The organism is Microbacterium sp. C-MGS6 (assembly GCF_058140415.1).
Genome location: NZ_CM176934.1, coordinates 483818 through 506233, shown reverse-complemented (window position 1 = coordinate 506233; position 22416 = coordinate 483818). Strand labels below are relative to the sequence as shown.

13 protein-coding genes are annotated in these 22416 nt (G+C 72.0%); all 13 read right to left on the bottom strand.

Annotated features, from left to right (window positions below):
• Window positions 1-6: 6 nt before the first annotated feature.
• Window positions 7-468, bottom strand: coding sequence for a hypothetical protein (locus tag AC3B5L_RS02370; protein ID WP_363444833.1), 462 nt, complete (start codon window positions 466-468; stop codon window positions 7-9).
• Between the two features lie 58 nt (window positions 469-526).
• Window positions 527-1201 carry a hypothetical protein gene (locus AC3B5L_RS02365; RefSeq protein ID WP_490096190.1) on the bottom strand — a complete coding sequence of 225 codons (675 nt, stop codon included), beginning with the start codon at window positions 1199-1201 and terminating at the stop codon, window positions 527-529.
• Window positions 1198-2025: a PP2C family protein-serine/threonine phosphatase gene (locus AC3B5L_RS02360; protein ID WP_280568940.1), complete on the bottom strand. Its 828-nt coding sequence runs from the start codon at window positions 2023-2025 to the stop codon at window positions 1198-1200. Before AC3B5L_RS02360 ends, AC3B5L_RS02365 begins: the two co-directional genes overlap by 4 nt.
• Window positions 2022-3623, bottom strand: a complete 1602-nt coding sequence (locus AC3B5L_RS02355; RefSeq protein ID WP_187663149.1) for a DUF5684 domain-containing protein — start codon at window positions 3621-3623, stop codon at window positions 2022-2024. Before AC3B5L_RS02355 ends, AC3B5L_RS02360 begins: the two co-directional genes overlap by 4 nt.
• Window positions 3620-6169, bottom strand: coding sequence for a transglutaminase domain-containing protein (locus AC3B5L_RS02350; protein ID WP_490096189.1), 2550 nt, complete (start codon window positions 6167-6169; stop codon window positions 3620-3622). The genes AC3B5L_RS02355 and AC3B5L_RS02350 overlap by 4 nt, the downstream gene beginning before the upstream one ends.
• Entirely contained in the window at window positions 6166-7536 is a 1371-nt protein-coding gene (locus tag AC3B5L_RS02345; protein WP_490096188.1) for a DUF58 domain-containing protein, read from the bottom strand. The genes AC3B5L_RS02350 and AC3B5L_RS02345 overlap by 4 nt, the downstream gene beginning before the upstream one ends.
• On the bottom strand, window positions 7533-8522 hold the full coding sequence (locus AC3B5L_RS02340; protein ID WP_490096187.1) for an AAA family ATPase: 990 nt from the start codon (window positions 8520-8522) through the stop codon (window positions 7533-7535). The genes AC3B5L_RS02345 and AC3B5L_RS02340 overlap by 4 nt, the downstream gene beginning before the upstream one ends.
• Window positions 8523-8556: 34 nt before the next feature.
• Window positions 8557-14475: an Ig-like domain-containing protein gene (locus AC3B5L_RS02335; protein WP_490096186.1), complete on the bottom strand. Its 5919-nt coding sequence runs from the start codon at window positions 14473-14475 to the stop codon at window positions 8557-8559.
• A complete protein-coding gene (locus AC3B5L_RS02330; RefSeq protein WP_363444843.1) occupies window positions 14475-15608 on the bottom strand; it encodes a serine/threonine-protein kinase in 1134 nt (377 codons plus the stop codon). Before AC3B5L_RS02330 ends, AC3B5L_RS02335 begins: the two co-directional genes overlap by 1 nt.
• Before the next feature lie 130 nt (window positions 15609-15738).
• Window positions 15739-16308 carry a DNA-3-methyladenine glycosylase I gene (locus tag AC3B5L_RS02325; RefSeq protein ID WP_490096185.1) on the bottom strand — a complete coding sequence of 190 codons (570 nt, stop codon included), beginning with the start codon at window positions 16306-16308 and terminating at the stop codon, window positions 15739-15741.
• A gap of 632 nt (window positions 16309-16940) precedes the next feature.
• Window positions 16941-17987, bottom strand: a complete 1047-nt coding sequence (locus AC3B5L_RS02320) for an NAD(P)-dependent alcohol dehydrogenase (protein ID WP_259952776.1) — start codon at window positions 17985-17987, stop codon at window positions 16941-16943.
• 100 nt (window positions 17988-18087) lie between these two features.
• Window positions 18088-20151 carry an acyl-CoA dehydrogenase family protein gene (locus AC3B5L_RS02315; RefSeq protein ID WP_259952778.1) on the bottom strand — a complete coding sequence of 688 codons (2064 nt, stop codon included), beginning with the start codon at window positions 20149-20151 and terminating at the stop codon, window positions 18088-18090.
• 226 nt (window positions 20152-20377) lie between these two features.
• Window positions 20378-22405 (bottom strand): DNA helicase RecQ, encoded by a 2028-nt coding sequence (gene recQ / locus AC3B5L_RS02310; RefSeq protein WP_490096184.1) that lies wholly within the window; start codon window positions 22403-22405, stop codon window positions 20378-20380.
• Between the last annotated feature and the right edge of the window lie 11 nt (window positions 22406-22416).

Below are 22416 nucleotides of genomic sequence, written 5' to 3'. Positions count from 1 at the left end.
GCCGACTCACCGGCCGGCGGCTGCCGCCCGTCGCGCCCTGACGACCGCCCCCACGAGCACCGCACCGGTGATCATGACACCTCCCGCCAACGGGAGCAGGAGCAGCCCGACGGCCGCGCTCTGCTGGTTCTGAACGACCTGACCGTAGACGAAGGCCCCCATGCTGCCCAGCACACCGACGAAGAGCGCCGCCGCGACGAGCCAGAGCAGTGGGGTCATCGCGGTGAGCGTCGTCGACGGCTCCCGGACGAACCGGAAGGCTAAGCCGGCGAAGAGGAACGACACCGCTGCGACGACCAGAGCCACCAGACCCGCGAAGAGGAATCCAGGGTCGGTCCCCGCCGCGACGAGCGAGGGAATCGCGACGATCGTCGTCAGAGCACCGAACACAAGGGCGAACACGCCGGCGACACGTGGCCTGCGCGACGTGTTGCTCGTCGTCGCCGACCGCTTCACACCCTGATCCATCCGTCCGTCCCCTCCACCGACGTCCCACCCTAGCGAGGACCGCACGGCGCCTGCTTCCTCAGCCGAAGACGACGAAGCCCAGCACCACGAGACCGGCCACCGACACGACGCTCGCGCCGACGGTCGCAGCGAGGGTGAAGACGCTCCACCGCTGCGCCTGCTTGGCGACGGAGGGCAGCCCGGGCTCCACCACCCGCGTGGGTGCGGCCGCCCCGACGACGACGGGCGGGGCGACGGGGGTGCGGGGTGCCGGTCGGGGCTTGTAGATCGCGGGGGCCGGTGCACCGTCCGGGGCGGCGAAGGAATCGACCGTGAACCGCGGCCCGGCGGTCTCGGGTGCGATGCCGTCGCCTGCTGCGGCGGCACCCTTCTTCCGCCGCAGGCGTCGAGCCGGACGCGCGACCGCCACGGTGGCGTCCTCGGGGGCGTCGGCCGCCGGAGGTGCGGACCGATCGACGACCACGGTCGCGTCGTCGATGGCCTCACCCGCGGCGTCCTCGGGCCCGGCATCGTCCGGCTCATCGGCGACGGTGCTTTCGGGCGCGTCCACTGCGGCATCGTCGGTCCGGTCGGGAGCCGGAGCCGTCTTCGCGCGATCCACCACGATGGTCGCCTCGTCGACGGCGGACGATGTGTCATCGGCCGCCGGGGGCACCGGGTCGGCGGCCGCTTCGGCCCGCCGGCGGTCCCGCCGCGTCAGTATGACGGTCTCCTCGACCTCGTCGCCGCTCATCGCGCCCGTACCGGGACGGTCGTGCCGTCGAGCATCGAGTCGGTGAGCGCGGACACCGCGGCCCGTCCGCCCGTCGCGTCGTCGGCACGGGTCCGCGCGCCGCCGGAGACGACGTCGATCACGAGGACCGAGACGTTGTCGCGTCCGCCGCCCTGCAGCGCGCGGCGCACCAGAGCCGCCGCCGCTGTCTCGGGACGGCCGTTCATGGTCAGCGTCGCACGGATGGCTTCGTCGCTGACCTCGCCGGTGAGCCCGTCGGAGCACAGCAGGAGCCGCTCACCGTCGACGACGGGGAGGAGCCAGCTGTCCGCGGTGCTGTCCGGAGCGCCGACCGCCCGCGTGATGACGTTGCGGCGCGAGAACGAGGCGAGGTCTTCGGGGCGGAGCTCCCCGGCATCGACGAGCTCCTGCCCGAGGGAGTGGTCGATCGTGAGCTGCGCCAGCTCGGTGCCGTGGTGCCGGTAGACCCGGGAGTCCCCGACGTTGAAGACGAGCCAGTGCGGCGCGCCCTCGTGCTCCACGAGGGCCACACCCGTCACGGTGCTGCCTGCGCCGCGCTTGTGCGCGGCGGCGATCGCCTCGACCACGGCCGTGGCACGGCTCAGAGCGTCGCTGATGTCGCCGACGTCGACCGCTCGCCCCCGCAACGGCTCGAAGGCGGCGACGACGGCCGCACTGGCGCGGTCACCGGCGTCGTGACCGCCCATGCCGTCGGCGACCAGGAAGACCGGGCGTGCGTCGAGCACCGCATCCTCGTTGGCCGTCCGCGTGAGCCCGGTGTCGGTCAGCGCGGCGACCCGGAGGACGACGGATTCCACGGTCACGAATCGCGCTCCGCGACGACGTGCATGCCCACTTCGCCCAGGATGAACCGGCCGGTGCCGACCACGCTCTCCCCGGCGTCCAGGAGGGTCTCCGAGCCGTCGTCCGCGACTACCACGACGCCGTTGGTGGCGTGCAGGTCGGTCAGTCGCCACTCGTCCTCCTGCACCACCAGGCGGGCGTGGGTCTTCGACAGCGTGCGCGTGGTGTCCGGGATGGCCAGCCGCTGCTCGCCCGGCTCGCCTGTGGGGTTCCGGCCGATCACGACGCTCGCACCGGACAGCGAGAACCGGCGACCGTCGTCCAGCACGAGGACCCGCCGCACGCCGCGCTTGCGGGCGACCACCACCGTGGCATCGAGGTCGTCGTCGGTCGGGCGCGGTGTCACCACGGTCTTGTCGACGTCGGGGACCAGACCGCCCGGGACCGCGAGCGCCTCTGTCGCGGGGGCAGGCGCCGGCGCGCTCTGCTCCGCCGCGGGTGCCGCAGCCGTCATCGACGGAACAGGGCGGATCGTGGGCATCTGCGGGGCCTCGGGCTGACCGCCGTCGCGGAACGAGGGCGGCACGGGTCGGACGACACGGTTCGCCTCCGGAGCCGGCGCGGGGGCAGCGGGCTCCTCGCTCGGCGGCGAGTCCACGGAGGGAGCAGGGGCCGGCGCGGGCTGCGGGGCGGCCGGCGGTACGTCGCCCATCGCGGCCATGATGCCGGTCGTCGGCTGCGCGGGAGCGGAGGGCGTCGGCTGTGCGGCCGGGGAGGGTGGTGTCGGAGCCACCGCGGGCGGAAGCACGGGCGCCGCCGGCGGAACCGGGGCAGCAGGCGGAATCGAGGCAGTCGGCGGAACGGGCGCAGCCGGCGGAACGGGAGCAGCCGCGGGCGACGGCGCGGGCGGCGCCGGTGGTGCGAACGACGGAGACGGCGTCGAGGACGACGGAGCGGGCGGCGCGGCAGGCGGAGCGAACACCGGCGGCGCGAACGACCTCGGTGCCGCGGGCTCGCCCTGCGGCGCACCCGCGGTCGGCGGGGCACCCGGGGGTGGGGTCGGAGCGACCGCGGGCGGCGCGGCGTAGTCCGGGAAGATCAGCGACGGCGCCTCCGGCGATCCGTTCCCCGCCGGAGCGAGGGAGGGGATCGTGTAGCCCGACGCATCACGCGCCGGAGCCGCAGAAGGCGGAGCGCTGCGGCGCGGACCCGGCTGGAGCGCCGCGAGTCGGTCCCCCTCCGGATAGGGCGCCGGGCCCCACGCGAGGATGGTCGCCCACACGGGCGGCAGGAGGATGGCGAGGACCGTCATCCCCGCGCCCCGCCCGAACCGCCGGTTGATGCGATGCGTGGCGACGACCTTGAGGTAGATGCCGTAGAGCTGCACGAGCGGGATGAAGTAGAAGACCACCGACCAGGCGGGCACTCCCCCGCGGGCGAGGATCTCGGCCTCGTTGAGGACGGGCACCCATCCCTTCCACCCTTCCCCGTCGATGCGGGGGAACAGGCGCGAGAGCGCCAGGGCGTACCAGACGTAGACGGCCAGGCCGACGAGCAGGCCGAGTCCGACGATGATGGCGAGCATCGTGGCCGGACCGGAGTCCGCGGGCGCGGTCATGAGTCCCCCTTCTTCCGGTCATCCAGTGAACCGGTCCCTCCGAGCGTACCGAGCGTGGGTCGCGCGCCGAAGCCGGGGAGACGCAGGGAGCGCGTCCTCGCGACGAAAGACGTCGGCCGCACACGCGTGCGCAGACGCTGCCACCGCGTCCCCGTCTTCGCCAGCTCCGCTCGCTCCTCATCCACGATCGCCCACGCGGCCGTCGCGTCGTCGGGAGTCGGCGGGTGCTCGGCGAAGACGGCGCGGTCCACGAGAGCGGCCAGCCGCTGCGCGGCCGCACGACCGCTCGACTGTGCGCGCTGCGTCCGGGTGCCCTGCGCGACCATGGGCACGTCGTGGTCGGCGTACACGTCGGCGAGCTCCTCCCAGGCGCCGGCGAGCCGGACCTCGGGGTCCGGGGCCGTGCGGCGCGCGCGGGCACGTCGGCTCTTCGCGACCAGGAGCACGAGGAACGGCAGGGCCAGCAGGAGCAGGGCGAGCAGACCCAGTCCGGCCCCGGTGAGGATCGGCAGCAGGAAGGCGAGGACCTCCGAGCCCGGCTCCTCCAGCGGGGGCGCGTCGTTGTTCGCGTCGCTCTGCGCCTGCGGCGGGTCCAGTGCCTCGGACCGCGGCTGCTCCGGAACGGTCGGGTGCTCCGGCAGCTGCTCTCCCTCGGTGATGGCGCTCGGCAGCATCGCGTACTGCGGCGTCGCATCGACCGGGATCCACTCGTCGCCCGACGCACGCACCTCGACCCAGGCGCTCATGTTCGCGCCGGTGCAGACCTCGGTGCAGGCCGGGATCCCCGGGACCTCCTCCGCCGTCGCGAGTCGTGCGCCCAGCACCACACGGGATTCGAGACCCCAGTGCTGCGCGAGGAGCGCCGCGGCCACGGAGAACTGCTCGTCGTCACCGACCGCCGACACGAGCAGCTCGGGGTCCGCGTCGGGACCGGCCCGCCGCTCCTGCTCCGTCAGCTCGGTGAACAGCTCCTCGATGCGCGCGGCCGAGTGTCCGGCGTAGCTGGGCGCGAACGCGTACCCCTCGGACGCCTGGAGCGCCGCGATCCACCCCGCAGCGGAGGCATCCTCGAGCAGCGCGTGGCTCAGGTAGCCCCGCGACCGGAGGCGATCGATCAGCTCGAGGTAGCCGGCGCCGGTGCGCGGCTGCTCCTGCATCTCCGCCCACTCGACGAGCGCGGGGTATCGATCGGCGTCGAGGGTCGACCGGCCGCCCTGGAGGGCCGTGATGTCGCCGGGCTTCTCCGGCGCATCGATCAGCACGGAGTAGCGGTCACCGGGCACGAGGCCCTCCCCGCCACCGGGCGCATCGGCGACGGTGATCGCGGTGTCGCCGTCGGCGTTCACATGGAAGCCATCGGCGAGCGCATCGGCACGCTCCCCGGAGAATCCGGGCGCCTCCGCGAGTCCGGCGGGTGCCGGCACCCAGATCCCGCGGTAGGCGTCGCCGATCGTCACCTCCAGCGTCACCCGGCCGGCGCCCGGGAGGGCGGAGCGCGGCAGACGACTGAAGCGGTCGTCGGCGTCGATGTGGAAGTCCTCGCCGTCGTACGCGTCGAGGGTCACCAGGCGGAGGCGGTCCACGGCGCCGGGGTCGCCCTCCAGCTGCACCACGGGCGTGTCCAGCGTGTCGCCGGAGAACCAGGACCGGTAGGAGCTGAGCGGACTCGGCTGTTCCTGCACCACGACCATGGGTTCGATCTCGTCGCGGAGCACGGAGCGGTCGGACCAGCCGGCCGCGGCGGGGGCGATCGCGAAGCCCGCGGCCAGGGCGACCACGGCCAGCCCCGCCGAGAGGAGGTGGCGGCGCACGGTGAGCCAGGCGGGGGTCGCGCGACGGGAGATGTTCGCCGCCGCCACGCTGCGCAGCGCGGCGGCGCGCTGCAGGCGCGTGCGCCCGACGAGCCAGACCAGCGACACCACGAAGACCGCCACCCCGACCAGCCATTCGCGCGGCGCGGGGAGCTCGATTCCCGCCACCGTCACGGGAGAGGACGTCCCGCTCACACCGAAGGCGATGCCGAAGACGCTCATCGCCACCACCACCGGGACGGCCGCCGCCGCCCGCTTGCCCCCGCCCCAGACGAGCAGCGTGGCGACGAATGAGCCGAACAGCATCACCACGAGGAAGGGGATGAGGACCGCCTGGTACTCCCCCAGCGGCGGATTCAGCGTGAGCATCTGCTTCCAGCCCAGCACGACCCCGAGCACCGCATCCCGCACACCGCCGAGGAACGCGGGCACGGAGGTGAGGGCGGCGGGGATCGCGAGCGGCACCGCGACGAGCAGGTACACGCCGGCCGCGGCGACCGCGGCGAGCAGCGTTCCCCAGCGCAGGACGCGCGCGACGACGGCGACCGCCATGCCGAGGAGGCCGCCGATGATCCCGACCGCGAGGGCTCGGGACGACTCGTAGACGGGCCAGGCGGCCGCCGTGGCGAGGAGCACACCGGCGAGCACGTATCCCAACGACCAGAGCAGGAGCGCCGACGGCACGAACCCCCGTCCGGATCGCGCGCGTCCGCGCTTCGGCGCGGCCGCGCTCACCGCAGCGCTCCGCGGGCGAGCATCTGGGGGAGGTCGCCCAGCGCACCGAGGGTCATCACCGCGAGCTCCCTGGCCGTCCGCATCGTCGGCTGCGCGCCGAGCTCACTGCGTACCGCGACGGCCTCCACGGCTGCCGGGAGCTTCACCGCCGCGTGACGCAGGCGCTCGATCGGCAAGAGGGACCCGGTGAGCAGGAACCCGATCGAGAGGTCGGGGTACGACTGCGCCGTGAGAGCGGTGACGGCCTCGAGCCTCATCACCCGCGCCGTCTGATCGATCGTGGAGGTCGCGTCGAGGAGCGCCTTGGGGGTGACCGTGGGCAGCGTACGGATCGACAGCACCTCGGCGCGGCCGTGCTCCGGGATCTCGTTGCTCACCGAGAACAGCACGTCCCTGCCGTCCCGCACACCCTGCAGCGCCAGTGAGGCGGCCGCGCTGACGGTGTTCTCGAACTCGTCGTCGTCGGCGTACGACTCCGGGTCGAGATCCAGGATGACGGCGATGCGCGCGTGCCGGGACTCCTCGTACTGCCGCACCATGAGGGTGCCCGTCTTCGCCGTGGACTTCCAGTGGATGTGGCGCGGCGAGTCGCCGACGACGTACTCGCGCACCGCGTGGAAGGAGAGGTCGGCGTCCACCAGTGTGGTGCTCGGCGTGCCCTCGAGGTCGCGGATCAGTCCCGCACTGGTGCTGGGGAGCCGCACGGTCACGGGGTGCACGTGGATGCGCTGCACGTCCGGCCACCGGAGCTCGCGGCGGAGGATGCCGATCGGGTCGCCGCGGGTGATGGTCATGGGGCCCACGTCGATGACGCCGCGGCGGTGCGCGGCGATGGTCAGCTCTTCCCGATGATGCGCCCCCGGCCGCAGCAGCGGGACGTGCGCCTCGACGAGGCCCTCGCCCACCGGCACGTCCACGACACCGGGGAGCGAGAGGCGCTCGCCGTTGTTGCGGACGTCCAGGGTCGCGCCGATCTCGGCGCCCGCGACGACGCGGTCGCGATCGAGCACGAGATCGATCCGGTAGTCATGGGCACCGAGGATGAACGGGACGCAGGCCACCAGCAGCACGAGCGCGATCGTGGCCACCGCCCAGGCCTCCACCCAGCCGAACAGCAGCCCGGCGAGCACACCGAGCACCACCGCGACGGCCACGAGCATGCCCGCCGTGGTCACCGTCTCGCGGACCCAGCCGACGGTGGCCCTGGTCGCGCGGCCCACGGAGCGGGCGACGCGACGCGCGCCGAAGACCGCGCCGCGCACGGGACCGCGGCGCGTGCGGTCGTAACGCGTGACGGTGGACGTCCGCGTCGACGTGCTCGTGCCCGCGGTCGTCCGCGTCAGGCGGGATTCGGTGCTGAAGGTCACGCAGTGCCGTTCTCGCGCGGGGGTTCGACGTCGAGGAGGATCTGCCCGACGATGGCCACGGCCGTCACCCCGTCGAACTCGGCCTCCGGCTCGAGGACCAGGCGGTGCGCGAGGGCGACGACGGCGAGTTCGCGCACGTCGTCGGGGGTGACGAACGTGCGTCCGTTCTTGGCCGCCCACGTCATCACCAGGCGGGACAGCGCGAGGGCGCCGCGCACACTGGCACCGAGACGGACCTCGGACGCCCGGCGCGTGGCATCGACGATGCGCATGATGTAGTCCGACACCAGCGGGTTCACGTACACGCCGCGCGACATCTCCGCCATCGTGAGGATCGTGTCGGTGTCCACGATGCCGTCGAGCACCGTCTTCGGGCGACCGGCGCCCTGCAGGATGCGCATGGTCGCCGCCTCGTCCGGGTATCCGATGGAGGTCTTGATCATGAAGCGGTCGAGCTGCGCCTCGGGGAGCCGGTAGGTGCCGCCCTGCTCGATGGGGTTCTGCGTCGCCATCACGAGGAACGGGGAGCCGACCGCACGGGTGACGCCGTCGACCGTGACCGTGCCCTCCTCCATGACCTCCAGCAGCGCGGATTGGGTCTTCGGGCTCGCCCGGTTGATCTCATCGGCGAGCACGATGTTCGCGAAGACGGGCCCCGCGTGGAACTCGAACGTGCCCTCCTTCTGGTCGTAGACCGTGATGCCGGTCACGTCACCCGGAAGCAGGTCGGGCGTGAACTGGATGCGGCTGCTCGTTCCGTTGACCGTCTGGGCGACGGCGCGGGCGAGCGCCGTCTTGCCCGTCCCTGGATAGTCCTCCAGGAGGACGTGGCCTCCGCTGACGGCGGTCGCGAGCACGAGCTCGACCACGTGGCGCTTGCCGAGGATCGCCTGCTCGACGTTGCCGGTCAGGATCGAGAACGTCTCGGCGAACCAGGAGGCCTGTTCGGGGGCGAGGGTGACGGGGGCGGCTGCGGTGGCTGGCATAGGGAAAGAGTATTCGTGTCGGGACGCTCGGCGATCAGGGGCACAGGCCCGTGACGCGATGCGTGATGGGGGTCAGGGTGGCGAAGGCGCCGGTCCACGTGAGCTTCACGTCGAAGGTGCCGGGGGTGTCGACCAGGGGCGTCACTTCGAGGATGTACGAGCCGCGTGCCGCGCCGGACACCGTCACGACATCACCCTCGACGACGGGCATGCAGGGCTGGAACACGGCGTTGACGACGGTCGGTGCGGTCGTCGCGGTGATGTTCACCTCTCCGGAGCAGGAGCCGGTCTGCGTGGCATGGCAGGCGCGTGCGCGGACCTGACCCGGGGACGAATCCGGGGTGAGCGCGAAGTCGCCGACCCACTGCCCGTAGAGGTAGTACTGCGGCACGAAGCCGTTCTCCACGTCGATGCGCGGCGCCGAGGCCAGGCCGTAGTCGTAGCGGTTCCCGTCGCGCCGCGGGTCCTTCGCGACCGTGTAGGTGGTGTCGCCACCGGGGCCGTCGACGAACGTGAACGTGAAGACGCTCGTGGGGGACGACTCCGCCACACCGTAGCCGTTCGACGCGCACGCCTTGACGTAGTAGAGCTGGTACGGCCGCAACCCCTGCAGAGAGGGGGACTCGGAGCGCACCTCTCCGCCGGAGACCGACAGCGAGCCGTCCCCGTTCGCGGTGCAGCTGACGTTGCCGGACCGCCACGCCACGTAGGTGACCTGGACGCCCTTGGCGCTGCCGTTGGCCTGCGCGGCGATGCCGGAGACGTTCACCGCCGTGTTGGAGACCGCGGTCGCCTGTGTCGCCGCCGGGTCGAAGTACACGGAGCCGGCGACCGTCACGGACGTGCGGAAGCCACCACCCTCGTTCCCGCCGCCGGTCGGCGGCTGGAACTGGCTGATCGGGACGATCGTGAGGGTCTGCGCTCCCGGCGACAGCGCGATGTCGGCGGTGGTGGTCGCCCCCGTGCGGTTGATGACCTCGCCCGTCTCCTCGATCCGGAACGAGACGGCGTCGTCGGCCGCGTCGATCGAGACCCTGACCGCCCCGCGCCCGCGGTCCGAGACACCCGGTCGATACTCCGGCGTGGCCGTCGCGTTCGCGACGACCGGAGCCGCGTAGGCCCAGCTCGTGTGCGGCGAGGTGGACGCCGATGTGCCGACGGCGTTGACCGCGGCCGCCGTGAAGGTGTGCGGGGCGCCGTTGGTCAGACCGCTGACCGTGCAGCGGTACACGGCACCGGCCGGACTGCAGGAGGCGTTGGCCGCGGCCCCGTCCTGAAGGATGGTCACGCCGGACACCCCGGGGTGGGCGCGCCGCGCCTCCCCGAGCGGCACCTCCAGCACGACGGTCGAGCGGGTGAAGCCCACGGTGGTCACGCTCGCCGGCGCCTGCGGGAAGCCCTGCAGGTCGAGCGTGAGGGTTCCCGTGCCGGTCCGCCCCTGGGCGTCGGCCACGACGAACGGGATCACGCACTGTCCTCCCGGAGCCTGGCCGCCGCGGGGCCAGCTCGCCGTGATCGTCTTGGTGCCGGTCGTCGAGATGGAGGCGACGTCGCAGCGCGCGCCTGCCCCGAGCGACATGAGCCGCAAGCCGGAGCCCGGCTTGCCGTCGAAGGGGTCGTACTCGCCGGCCACGTCGACGACGTCGATCGAGCAGTTGGCGCTGGTGACGACGCACTGCTTCGTGAAGGTGGCCCCCCGTGGAGCGTCGGGCGGGGCCGCGCCGACGACCAGGCGCACGGAGGCCGACGGCTGACCGTACTGCGGCACCGTCACGCTGACGTTCTCGGTGTTGCCGGGTCGTGCATCGGCGCGCGCCTCGATCGTCAGCTTCGCCCCGCTCTGCGTGACGACGAACGCCGACCCCGAGTACACGATCCGGTACTCGAGGGAGCCCGCGTTGCCCTCGCGTCCGCCTTCCCAGGCGGCCATGTTGGCGTAGAGGTCGACGCTCTCGGTGGCCCCTGGGGCGATCGTGTGCGAGATCGAGGAGAGCAGCAGCTGGGGCTCCGAGGGACGGATGCTGACCGGCACGTCGACGAAGGACCAGCGCTTCTGACCTTCCAGGCGCACCGGGATCAGGCAGGTGTCCGACCATGGCGCCTCGCGACCGGCGCGGTACTCCGCCTTGCGCGGACCGTCGGCCGCGCACGACGCTGCGGCCCGCTGAGCAGTGAAGGCGCCGGAGCCGATCTCCACGGCATCCGACGACGGCAGATCGAGGTAGTCCTGCACCGCGAACGACACGGACGCGTCCTCGTCGACGACGACCGGTGTCGCGCCGGGGACGAGCTGGACCTGCATATCGTCGAACGCCGGGATCCGCAGGAAGCCGTAGGCGGCCACGTCCCGTCCGCCCGCGGCGGTGCCGGTGAGCTGGAAGGGGACCAGCGCGCCCTCCTTCGGCGCCTCCCCGATGATCCGGTTGCCCCGCACCGTGTATCCGGACTGTTCACCCCACAGGCTCAGGCGCAGGGACGAGACGTCGCCGGACGGCCACCGCACCCGGTCCGTCACGACATCGACACCGCCGTCCGCGAGATCGTCACGGTCGCGCGCCGTGAGCACGGTGTCCGCGATGACCGGCTGATCGGCGACCGTGCCCTCGGTGACGGTCAACACGATGAGGCCCTGCGCCGTGCTCCCGGTCCGCGTCGATCTCACGGTGTAGAAGTACGAGTTCGTCCCCGCCGTCTCCCCGGCGCGCAGCACGACGCGGCCGTCCTTCAGGGAGGTGTCCGAATCGATCAGCGCGTTCAGCCGCTCGTACAGCGGATTGCCCTTGACGGGGGGCGCGTTCGGCACGAGCGCGGTGATCTCGAGCTCGCTCTGCGCAGGGTCGAGGTCGTTCGAGCGCGGGTCCAGCACGACCGGTGTGCGGGATCCTGCCTCGACGCGGACGTAATCGCTGAACGTCACCGGAGCGGCGTCGTCGACATCCGCGTCGAGGACGCCGATGCGGACAGCGCCGCTGCCCTCCTCGCCCTGCGGATCCCGCACGGTGTAGCGGAACGACACCTGTCCGCCGTCCACTCCGCCTGCCGGCGCCCGGTACACGATCGCCTCGCCGTTCGCCGAGATGGTCGCCGTGCCGCCGCCCTTCTTCGGCTGATCGACGCCGGAGAGGACCACGCGGTCCCCGTCGCCGTCCATCCCGGTCGTGGGCACGGGGACGGTGACCGTCTGGCCGCTGAGGACGCGACCGGTGAGGGTGATCGGTGTGGGAGCGCGGTTGGTTCCGGGCGGGACGACCGTGACCGTCACGACGCCGTCGTCGGACAGCGACGGGTTCCGCTCGAGCGAGACCGAATACGTCAGCCGGTAGGTGCCGGGCGTCTTCGGTGCCAGGTACCGCAGAGCGTTGCGGTCGGCGAACACGAGCTCGTCCGGCTCGCCGGATCCCGTCACCTCCGGGAGCACGAGGAGCGGCTCCCCGCGTGGCGCGACGTCGTTCGCGGCGACCTCGATGCGCGTGAGCGAACCGGCGCGCACCGTCACCGCGTCCGGGAAGACGATCGGGCGGGTGACGGTGGACGGCGGGGTGAGGAACACGCTCACCGTGCCCTGCACCGCCCCGCCCGCGCCATCCGCGACCGTGACGGTGGCCGTGCCGATCAGACCGGGCTCTCCGTCCTCGGTCGTGCCGTTCACCCGCAGGCTCTCGTTGCCGACCACGCGCACGTTGAGCTGCGGTGTGGAGCTCACGGCGTCGGACAGCAGCAGCACGCGTCCGCTGGTGTTCTGCACGGCGCGGAGCACATCGACGGTCGTGTCCTCACCCTCGCGCACGAACGCGGTCAGGGGTGCCATGGCGAGCGCCGCGGAGCCGTCGACCGCCGTGATGCGGATGACGGCGGACTGCTCGGCTTGGGTGGTGACGTCCTGCACGGTGTAGGTCACCACGTACTGGCCCGGCTTCGCCGCGGTCAGCTCCACGGTGCCCGCGGCCGCGTTCGGGGTGACCTCGAAGCCCTGCGCGGTCGCGGCGGTCTGGACGGCGTCCAGGAGGCGATACGACCCGGAGCCTCCGGACAGGTGATCGGAGATCCGGATGGACTGCCGCTCGCCGACGCGCGCGGTCACCGCGACAGCCGATGCCTGGAGCGCGGGACTGCCGCTGACCTGGACCTCGAGGGTCTTCTCCGCGGTCGCGCCGTGCACGTCCTGCACCACGACCGTGATCGGGATCACGGCGTCCGCGGCGTTCGGATCGGTGTGCCGGATCGCGACCCGGCCGTCGTCCGTCGGCGCCACCATCACCGGCGCCGAGGAGTCCGTCTCGTAGGCGTCGCTCAGGATGAACGCATCGCCCTCGGGGTCCACCCAGCCGGAGAGCGCCGAGACGATCGTGCTGCCGCCGGCCAGGATCTGCGGCGCGGGCCAGTCCTGCGTGCAGGCCTCGACGCCGCACCAGACCGGGGCCGAGTTGACGCCGGGATCGACGACCGTCAGCGTCACGGTCGCCGGCGGCGAGACGGCCGCGCCGTCCGTCACGGCGTAGGTGAAGCTCGCCTGGCCGGAGCCCGCCTTCACATCGACGACCAGGGACTGCCCGTTCGCCACGAGCGCGAGGTCCCCGAACGCAGGGTCGCTGAGTCCTGCCGAGACCGACTCGGGGTCGATCGTCAGGACGTCCTTCTTGTTCGGATCGTGATCGTTCAGCAGGACGGGCAGGATGACCTGCTCCCCCGCGCGCACGCCGAACGCGTCGTCGACCGCGACCGGCGGCAGCTGCTCCGCCACGTCCTCGACGACGATGGTGCCCTCCTGCTGCTCCGTGTCGTCCTCGATCTTCCACTGCTCGAGCGGGATCAGCACGCCGTCCGGAGCGGTCCAGATGAGCCCCGTCCCGGTCTCGACGAGCACCGCGCGGTCGCCGTTCCCCTGGAAGACCGGCTCGATGGCGGCCGCGTCGAGCGTCTCGTCAGGGACCTGCAGCGGGGTGGTCTCCCCCGCGCTCCAGAGCGTCCCGCCGCCGCTGTCGAGCCAGGCCGCGTAGGTCTCCCCGCGGACGGAGACCGGTGCGGCGGGGACGCCGGACGCCTCCGCCACGCGATCGGACTCGCCGGACGAGAGGTCAACGGACACGAGGCCGTCGGAATCGGCGACGAGCACCGCGTCGCCCTCGGCGGCCCCGCGCTGCAGGCGTGCGTCCTCGACGACGTCCAGGGCGACGACCTCATCGCGCCCGGAGAGCCACAGCTCCCCCGACCCCGGCTGCAGCATCGCCCAGCGCTCGCCGACGACCGCGATCGCCAGACCCTCGCCCGCCTCCGGCGCGTCGGCCACCGGCGACTCGTCTCCGAGGAAGCGGTGCTCGTCGATGTCGAACCGGCGGACAGCCCCCTCGTCCGCGGAGTAGAGGACGAGCAGGCCGTCCGGCGAGAGGCCGATCGCGTCGGCGGTGTAGGTCGGCGGGTCCTCCCCCTCCTCGACCTCGACCTCCGCGAACGGGTCGACGAGGGCTGTCCCCGCCCCGGCGGCCAGGGTCGACACGGACACCTGCCCGGTGTCGGTCCGGTAGGCCACGTAGACCCCGGCGGAGAGGACGTCGCGCGTCCCGGCGGGCGTCGGCTGCGAGGCGAGCGGCGTGCCCTCCTCCGAGCTGTCGGCGAGCAGATCGGAGGGGCTGGCCGCATCGACGTCCCACCGCTGCCGGTTCCCCTGGGCGAAGAGCACCGTACTGGAGCCGCTCTGCCAGACCGCCTCGGGGTCGTCGACGTCGCGGACCGTGTCGATCTCGGCGAGCTCGGTGTTGACGCGCGCGTACTGTCCGCTGTCGCGCATGACCCAGACGGCCGGCTCGAGGCGCGGCACCTCCTGGGACTGATACCCCTGCGCCGTCACCGCGAGTGCCACGACGACCACGAGTGCGAGGATCCCCGAGATCAGCGCGATCAGCCTGCCCCGGGGTGGGGTCGTGGCATCGGCGCCGGTGCGGTTGCCTGCCGCCATCAGAGGATCCCCGTGAGGAACAGGGCCGCGGTGCCGATCCCCGCGATGGCGGCCGCGCCGATCACCGCGCCGACGATGCCGACGACCAGGGGCGACCGGGTCCGGCCGCGGGTGCTCGCCGGGACGTCGTCCCGCTCGCGGGGTGCCACCTGCGGACGGGCCGCACGCGCGGCTCTCCGGGAGTCGGGCGCGACCGTGGTGATGACAGGACCGCGGACGGTCGCGTCCGAGAAGTTCACCGGCGCGGCCGCGGCCCACTCCGCCGACGCCGCCTCGAAGGCGGTCGGCGAGATGCCGAGCTCGTACTGCGCCCAGCGCAGCTTCTCCGCGAACTCCGCCATGCTCGCCGGCCGCTTCGCCGGGTCACGGTGCATGGCGCTCGCGAAGAGGTCGTCGATGATCGGGGGGATGCCCGCGACGGGCACCGCCGTATACCGCGCCTTGATGATGCGGTCCGTGAGCTGATCGCGGGAGTTCGAGCCGCGGTCGGCGCGCTCGAACGGGCTGCGGCCGGCGAGCAGCGTGTAGAGCGTCGCGCCGAGGCTCCAGACCTCGCTGGGGATGGATCCGGACACGCGCTCCTGGAGGACCTCGGGGGAGCTCCAGGGCACGGACATCGCGATGGTCTCGCCCTCACCCTCCTCGATGACGGCGGCTGCGATGCCGAAGTCGGCCAGCACGGGCGCGCCGAGTGAGTTGATGAGCACGTTCGACGGCTTGATGTCGCGGTGCAGCAGCCCGGCCCTGTGCACGGTCTCCAGCGCGCCGGCCATGCGCACGCCGATGTCCAGCACCTCGGCGAGCGGGAGCGGGGCCTTCTTGTACCGCGCGCTCATCGTGTCGGGGCAGTACTCCATCGCGAAGTACGGCCGCCCGTCCGCCGAGATGGACGCCTGGTAGATCGTGACGATCGACGGGTGGGCGCTCAGTCGCGCCGAGATGTCGGCTTCCACGTTGAAGGTCTGCAGCACCTCGGGGTTCACGGCATCCGCGAGCAGGACCTTGACGGCGACGACGCGACGCGGCATGTCCTGTTCGTAGAGGAACACGTCGGCGAACCCGCCGGACCCGAGTGGACGCACGTAGCTGTACCCCGCCAGCGTCGGCGGTGTCGCGGCCATGCGCGTTGCCACTCCTGCTCCTCACGGTCTGATGGGAGACCGCGCGCCTGCAGCCACCCGGCGTCGTGCGCCGGGAGATCCCCCGATGTGCCGAGTATATCGGGCGAGGGACCGTGGCCCCGCTCTCTTTTCCGTCGCGACGTCAGGCCTTCCAGCACCCCTCGATGTGGTCGTCCACCATGCCCGCCGACTGCATGAGCGCGTACATCGTCGTCGGGCCGACGAAGCGGAACCCGCGCCGGCGCAGCTCCGTGCTCAGTGCGGTCGACTCCGGTGTGACCGCGGGGACCTCGGAGAACGACCGGGGGCGCGCCGCGGAGGGCGGCGGGGCGAACGACCACATCAGGGCGTCGAGCTCGCCGTCGGCCATCGACTGCACGATCCGGGCGTTGCCGATCGTCGCGAGGATCTTGGCACGGTTGCGGATGATGCCGCTGTCGGCCATCAGCCGTTCCACGTCGGCGTCGTCGAACGCCGCCACCGCCTCCGGCTCGAAGCCCGCGAACACCTCCCGGAACCGCGGACGCTTGCGCAGGATCGTGATCCACGACAGTCCCGCCTGGAACCCCTCCAGTGCCATCTTCTCGAACAGCGCCCGGTCACCGTGCAGCGGCGTCCCCCACTCCTCGTCGTGGTAGCGGCGGTATTCTGCGTCGTCGCCGACCCACGCGCAGCGCGCACGGGAGTCCGGCCCCAGGAGGAGGGAGGTCATCCCCTCACCGTATCCGCCCCCACCGACGCCCTCCCGCCCCGTCCCGCATCCCCTCGTGTGAGTTCAATTCCGCCCCTCCCCCCGCCTGCCCCGGCCCGTTCCCCATCCCGCCACGACGCACTCCTCCAACGCGGGATCGAAAAGGGCCCTTCGATGCAGATCCGCGGCACCTATCCCATCCCGCACCCGCAGCTCCGACGCGAGATCGAAACAGACCCTCCAACACGGAACTCCGGCACCTTTCCCATCCCGCCATGCCGCGCACCTCCGACGCGAGATCAAAACAGACCCTCCGACACGGAACTCCGGCACCTTTCCCCTCCCACACCGACCGCGGAGGCAGCGGACCGAGGTCCTCCGAGAGGGATCAGGAAGACGCCTCCGCCGCGCCGGACGGAACGGGCCGGACGGAAAGACAGGACCGCTCCAGGGCGGCTCGGACAGGAGCGGGCTCAAAGAGGTGCCTCGCGAGCGCACCAGAGGTGCGCTTTTGATCTCGCACCGGACGGGAGCGGGACCAAGACCGGAGCGAGAGCGAGAGCGGGACGGAAATCACGCCTCGCGAGGGTAACGGGGGTGCGCTTTCGATCCGGCACCGGGTGAGGCGGGGACGGACCCGGGACCGGGCGGGGTCAGTCGGCGAAGGTGGCGGCGTCGATGACGAAGCGGTAGCGGACGTCGGACGCGAGGACCCGCTCGTACGCCTCATTGATCGCCGACGCGGGAATGACCTCGATCTGCGCGGTGATGCCGTGCTCCGCGCAGAAGTCGAGCATCTCCTGGGTCTCCCTGATGCCACCGATGTTCGAGCCGGCGATGGAGCGTCGTCCGGCGATCAGCGACCCCGCGTTCAGGGCGAGGGCCTCCGCCGGAGCACCCACGCACACGATGGTGCCGTCCACGTCGAGCAGCCCGAGGTAGGAGCGGAGGTCGATGACGGCGCTCACGGTGTTGAGGATCACGTCGAAGGAGCCGCGCAGGTCACGGAAGGTCTCCCGGTCGCTCGTCGCGAAGTAGCGGTCGGCGCCGAGGCGGAGGCCGTCGTCCTGCTTCGAGAGCGTCTGCGACAGCACGGTCACCTCCGCGCCGAGGGCGTGTGCGATCTGAACCCCCATGTGACCGAGGCCGCCGAGTCCGACCACCGCGACGCGCGTGCCGGGGCCGACCTTCCAATGCCGCAGCGGCGAGTACGTGGTGATGCCCGCGCACAGCAGCGGAGCCGCCGCGTCCAGGGGCAGGGCGTCCGGGATGCGCAGCACGAAGTCCTCGGTGACGACGACCTGCTGCGAGTAGCCGCCCTGGGTGATCGTCCCGTCGCGGTCGACCGCCCCGTAGGTGCCGACGGCGCCCTGCGTGCAGAACTGCTCGTCGCCGCGGAGGCAGTACACGCACTCCCGGCACGAGTTCACGAGGCAGCCGACGCCGACGCGGTCGCCGAGGGCGTGCTTCGTGACCTCGGCGCCCACCGCGGCGACCGTTCCGGTGATCTCGTGTCCCGGGGCGAGCGGGTACTGCTGCGGACCCCAGTCGCCGCGCACGGTGTGGATGTCGGAGTGGCAGATGCCGGCGAAGGCGATGTCGATGAGGATGTCGTGCGGGCCGAGCTCTCGACGCTCGATGACGGTCTTCTCGAGCGGGGCGGCTTCGGCGGGGGCGGCGTAGGCGGTGACGGTCGACATGATGCTCCTCGGGTCGGTACTCGCCGAGACTATCCGCCTCCGTCGATGAATCCGCTGTCCGGACGGCCCGGGCCGTGTGGGGACGGCCCGGGCCGATCGCTCAGCGCTTCTGCCGCTTGAGCGTCTTCTCCAGGACGGGCGCCTGACCGGTGGCCTCGAGGTCGGCGTAGTACGCACGGGCCTCGTCCTGCCGCTGCTTCTCCGCACCGCTCGCGATGGGAGCCCGCACGTGCTCGGGCTCGTAGCCGAAGGCATCCACGAGGTCGAGCGCGTACGGACGCAGCCGCGCGCACAGCCGATCGATGTAGCTCGACACCGCCGCCGCCCGCTGGGTGGAGAGCCGCCCGTGGATGAGGTGCCAGGCGAGGTGCTTCTCGATGAGCTGCAGACCGAAGAGGTCACGCAGCCAGGTCATGACCTTCTTCGTCTCGGCGTCGTCCATCGCGTGGACGGCGTCGGTGAAGGCCTCCCACTGCAGCAGCTCGCCGTGCGCCCTGGCCGCCTCGATGAGCTCGGCCTGGTTCTCGTTGAACAGCCGTGCCCCGAGCACCTTGTCCTTGCCGGCGGCACGCAGCCGGGTCGCGATGTCGGCGACCATCTGCTGTACGCGGCCCGCGAGGAGGTCGTGCTGCTGCTCCTCGCGCAGTCCGCGCTCCACCGACCGGGCGACCTGGCCGAAGTCGGTCACCGCCTGACCGAGCTGACGGAGGCCGGCGCCGTGGAACACCTTGCCGGCGGTCATCCCCACGGCGTAGCGCGCGAGCGCCGCGGCGTCCTTGCCCTGGAACTGCTTCGCGTAGTCGGTCAGCAGCCGCTTGCCCACGAGCTGGAGCAGGACGTTGTTGTCGCCTTCGAACGTGACGTAGATGTCGAGGTCGGCACGGAGCCCGACGAGCCGGTTCTCGAACATGAAGCCGGCGCCGCCGCACGCCTCACGGGCTTCCTGCAGCGTGTCGAGCGCATGCCAGGTCGACAGCGGCTTGAGTGCCGCCGCGAGCGTCTCCAGGTCCTCCCGGTCGTCCGGGGTGTCGGTGCGGCCGGAGAAGACGCCGTCGAACTTCTGCAGGAACTCGTCGTGCGCGAAGATCTGCGCGTACGTGGTGGCCAGGCGCGGGAGCAGACGGCGCTGGTGCTTGCCGTAGTCCATCAGCACGACCTCCTGCCCGTCCGCACCATCGAACTGGCGACGCTGCGTGGCATAGGTCATCGCGATGTGCAGACCGAGCGCGGAGGCCCAGGAAGCGGCGCCGTCGAGCGAGACGCGTCCCTGCACGAGGGTGCCGAGCATCGTGAAGAAGCGGCGGCCGGGGCTGTCGATCGCGCTCGAGTAGGTGCCGTCCGCGGCGACGTCGCCGTAGCGGTTCAGCAGGTTCGTGCGCGGGATGCGCACCTGGTCGAAGGAGAGCCGGCCGTTGTCGATGCCGTTCAGTCCGCCCTTGAGACCGTCGTCCTCGCGACCGATGCCCGGCAGATCCACGCCGTCCTCGCCGCGCAGGGGCACGTAGAAGCAGTGCACGCCGTGGTTGACGCCGTTGGTGATGAGCTGCGCGAACACCGTCGCCGCGATGCCGTGCAGCGCCGCGTTGCCGAGGTACTCCTTCACAGCTCCCCGGAACGGCGTGTGGATGACGAACTCCTCCGTCTCCGGGTCGTAGGTGGCGGTGGTGCCGACCGCGGCGACGTCGGAGCCGTGACCGATCTCGGTCATCGCGAACGCGCCGGGGATCGACAGATCCATGACACCGGGGAGCCACTTGTCGTGGTGCTCCTTCGTGCCGAGCTGCAGGATCGCGGAGCCGAAGAGGCCCCACTGCACGCCCGACTTGATCTGTAGGCTCGGGTCGGCGGCGACGAGCTCCTCGAATCCGGCGATGTTGCCGCCGTTGTTCTCCTCGCCGCCGAAGCGCTTCGGGAACGCCCGGTGCACGGCCTTGTTGTCGACGAGGAGGTGGAGCTGGCTGAGCACGCGCTCGCGGTGGTCGTCCTTGCCGAGCTCATCCTTCCGCCAGAACGCCGAGTCCTTGATCATCTCGCGGGCCTGGCGGCGCACGTCGCCCCAGGTGCCCATCAGGGCGTCGTTCAGGCGGGCGACATCGATCCGCGGGGCGGTCGCGCTCTCGCGCGGGTCAGGTGTCGTCGAAGGGCGGACGGCGGCGTCGACCATGAGCGTTCCTCTCGGAGAGACGAAGGTGGATGCCTCTCATGGTAGGTGTGCGACAAAACGACACGAAGTCCCCTGTCCGCATCCTCCAACCCCCCGCCGCCCCGTCCGCGCCCGTCGTTGTCGGCTCGCGACAGGTTCGGCCCGTCGACCCACCCTCTTCCGTGCGCCCCGGCCCCCTGCGGGCGTCCGCGAAGGGGTGGCTCGAATGGAAGGGGGTGGGTCGACGTCAGGAGCCGGCGATGACGGCGAGCACGCCGTCGCCGTAGGCCTCGCGCTTCTTCGCACCGATGCCGGTGATGCCGTCGAGGTCGGCGTGCGACGTGGGCCGATGCTCCGCGAGAGCACGCAGCGTGGCATCACCGAAGACGATGTACGCCGGGACGCCCTGTTCCCTCGCGGTCTCGGCCCGCCAGGCCCGCAGCGCCTCGAACAGCTCCCGGTCTCCGGCGTCGAGGGCGTCGGCGGCACTCGCCTTCCGGGCGCGGGACGGCGAGGACGGGCGTCCGATCGTGTCTTTCCGGAGCGGCACCGCGGTCTCGCCGCGCAGCACCCCGGCCGCCGCCTCCCCCGGCGCGAGCGTGCCGTAGTCGCCCTGCGCGACGAGGATGCCCCGGGCGAGGAGCTGGCGCACCACGCTCCGCCAGTCCTGGTCGGAGAGGTCGGCGCCGATGCCGTAGGTCGCGAGGGCGTCGTGCCGCTGCTGGCGGATGCGCTCGGTCGAGGCACCGCGGAGGATGTCGATGAGGTGGCCCGCGCCGAAGGCCTGATTCCGCTCGCGCTTGAGGCGCACGATCGTGGACAGCAGCTTCTGCGCGGGGACGAGCCCGTCGAAGGTCGCCGTGTCGTCGAGGCACGTGTCGCAGTTGCCGCAGGGCTGCGAGTCCTGACCGAAGTACCCGAGGAGGTTCTGTCGGCGGCACTCCACCGTCTCGCACAGGGCCAGCATCGCGTCGAGGTGCTGCCCCATGCGCATCTTGAACGTGCGGTCTCCGGGACTCTGATCGATCAGACGGCGCTGCTGAACGACGTCGCCGAGCCCGTACGCCATCCACGCCACGGACGGCTCGCCGTCGCGGCCGGCGCGGCCGGTCTCCTGGTAGTACCCCTCGACCGATTTCGGCAGATCGATGTGGGCGACGAAGCGCACGTCGGGCTTGTCGATGCCCATGCCGAACGCGATCGTCGCCACCATCACCACGCCGTCTTCGCGGAGGAAGCGCGACTGGTTCGCCGCCCGCACCTCGGCGGGCAGGCCCGCGTGGTACGGCAACGCGTCGAGACCCTGCGCGGCGAGATAGGTCGCCGTCTGCTCGACGGACTTCCGGCTGAGGGCGTAGACGATGCCCGCCGCGCCCTCCGGCTGCGACCGGATGAACTGCACGAGCTGCTTGCGCGGGTCGACCTTCGGGACGATCCGGTACTGGATGTTGGGGCGGTCGAAGCTCGCGACGAAGTGCTTCGCCGTGTCGAGGTGCAGACGCTCGGTGAGCTCCTTGTGCGTGGCCCGCGTCGCGGTCGCGGTCAGGGCCATGCGGGGCACGCCGGGGAACCGCTCGCCGAGGTCGCCGAGGGCGAGGTAGTCGGGCCGGAAGTCGTGACCCCACTGCGACACGCAGTGCGCCTCATCGATCGCGACGACGCTGAGCGTGCCGCGCTGCAGGAGGGAGGTCGTCTGCGCGCCCGAGAGTCGCTCCGGGGCGACGTAGAGGAGGTCGAGCTCCCCGGCGACGTAGGCGCGCTCGACCTCGCGGCGCTCCTCGATCGACTGGGTGGAGTTGAGGTACGCGGCCTTCACGCCGTTGGCGCGCAGCGCGTCGACCTGGTCGTGCATGAGCGCGATGAGCGGGCTGATGACCAGTCCGGTGCCCTCGCGGACGAGTGCCGGCACCTGGTACGTGATGCTCTTGCCGCCGCCGGTGGGCATCAGGACGACGGCGTCGCCGCCGCCGATGACCTGCTCGACGATGGCCGCCTGGTCGCCGCGGAAGTCCTCGTAGCCGAACACGGTGTGCAATGCCTCGCGGGCCGTCGCATACCGACTGGGCGTGGCGCGGCGGACTGCCGGCACGGTGGTCACCGCGGTCGTCGGGCCCGGACCCCAGTCGAGGGGCGGCTCGAAGCCCGCGCCCTGCGGCTCCCAGTCCATCGGCTCCGGCGGCTCGGTCGGCTCCCACCCGTCGTCCCAGGGCTGGTCGGATGCCGCGTCCGGCTCGGGGATCCATCCGTCGTACGGATCACGGGGAGTCTGCGGCATCCCTCCAGCGT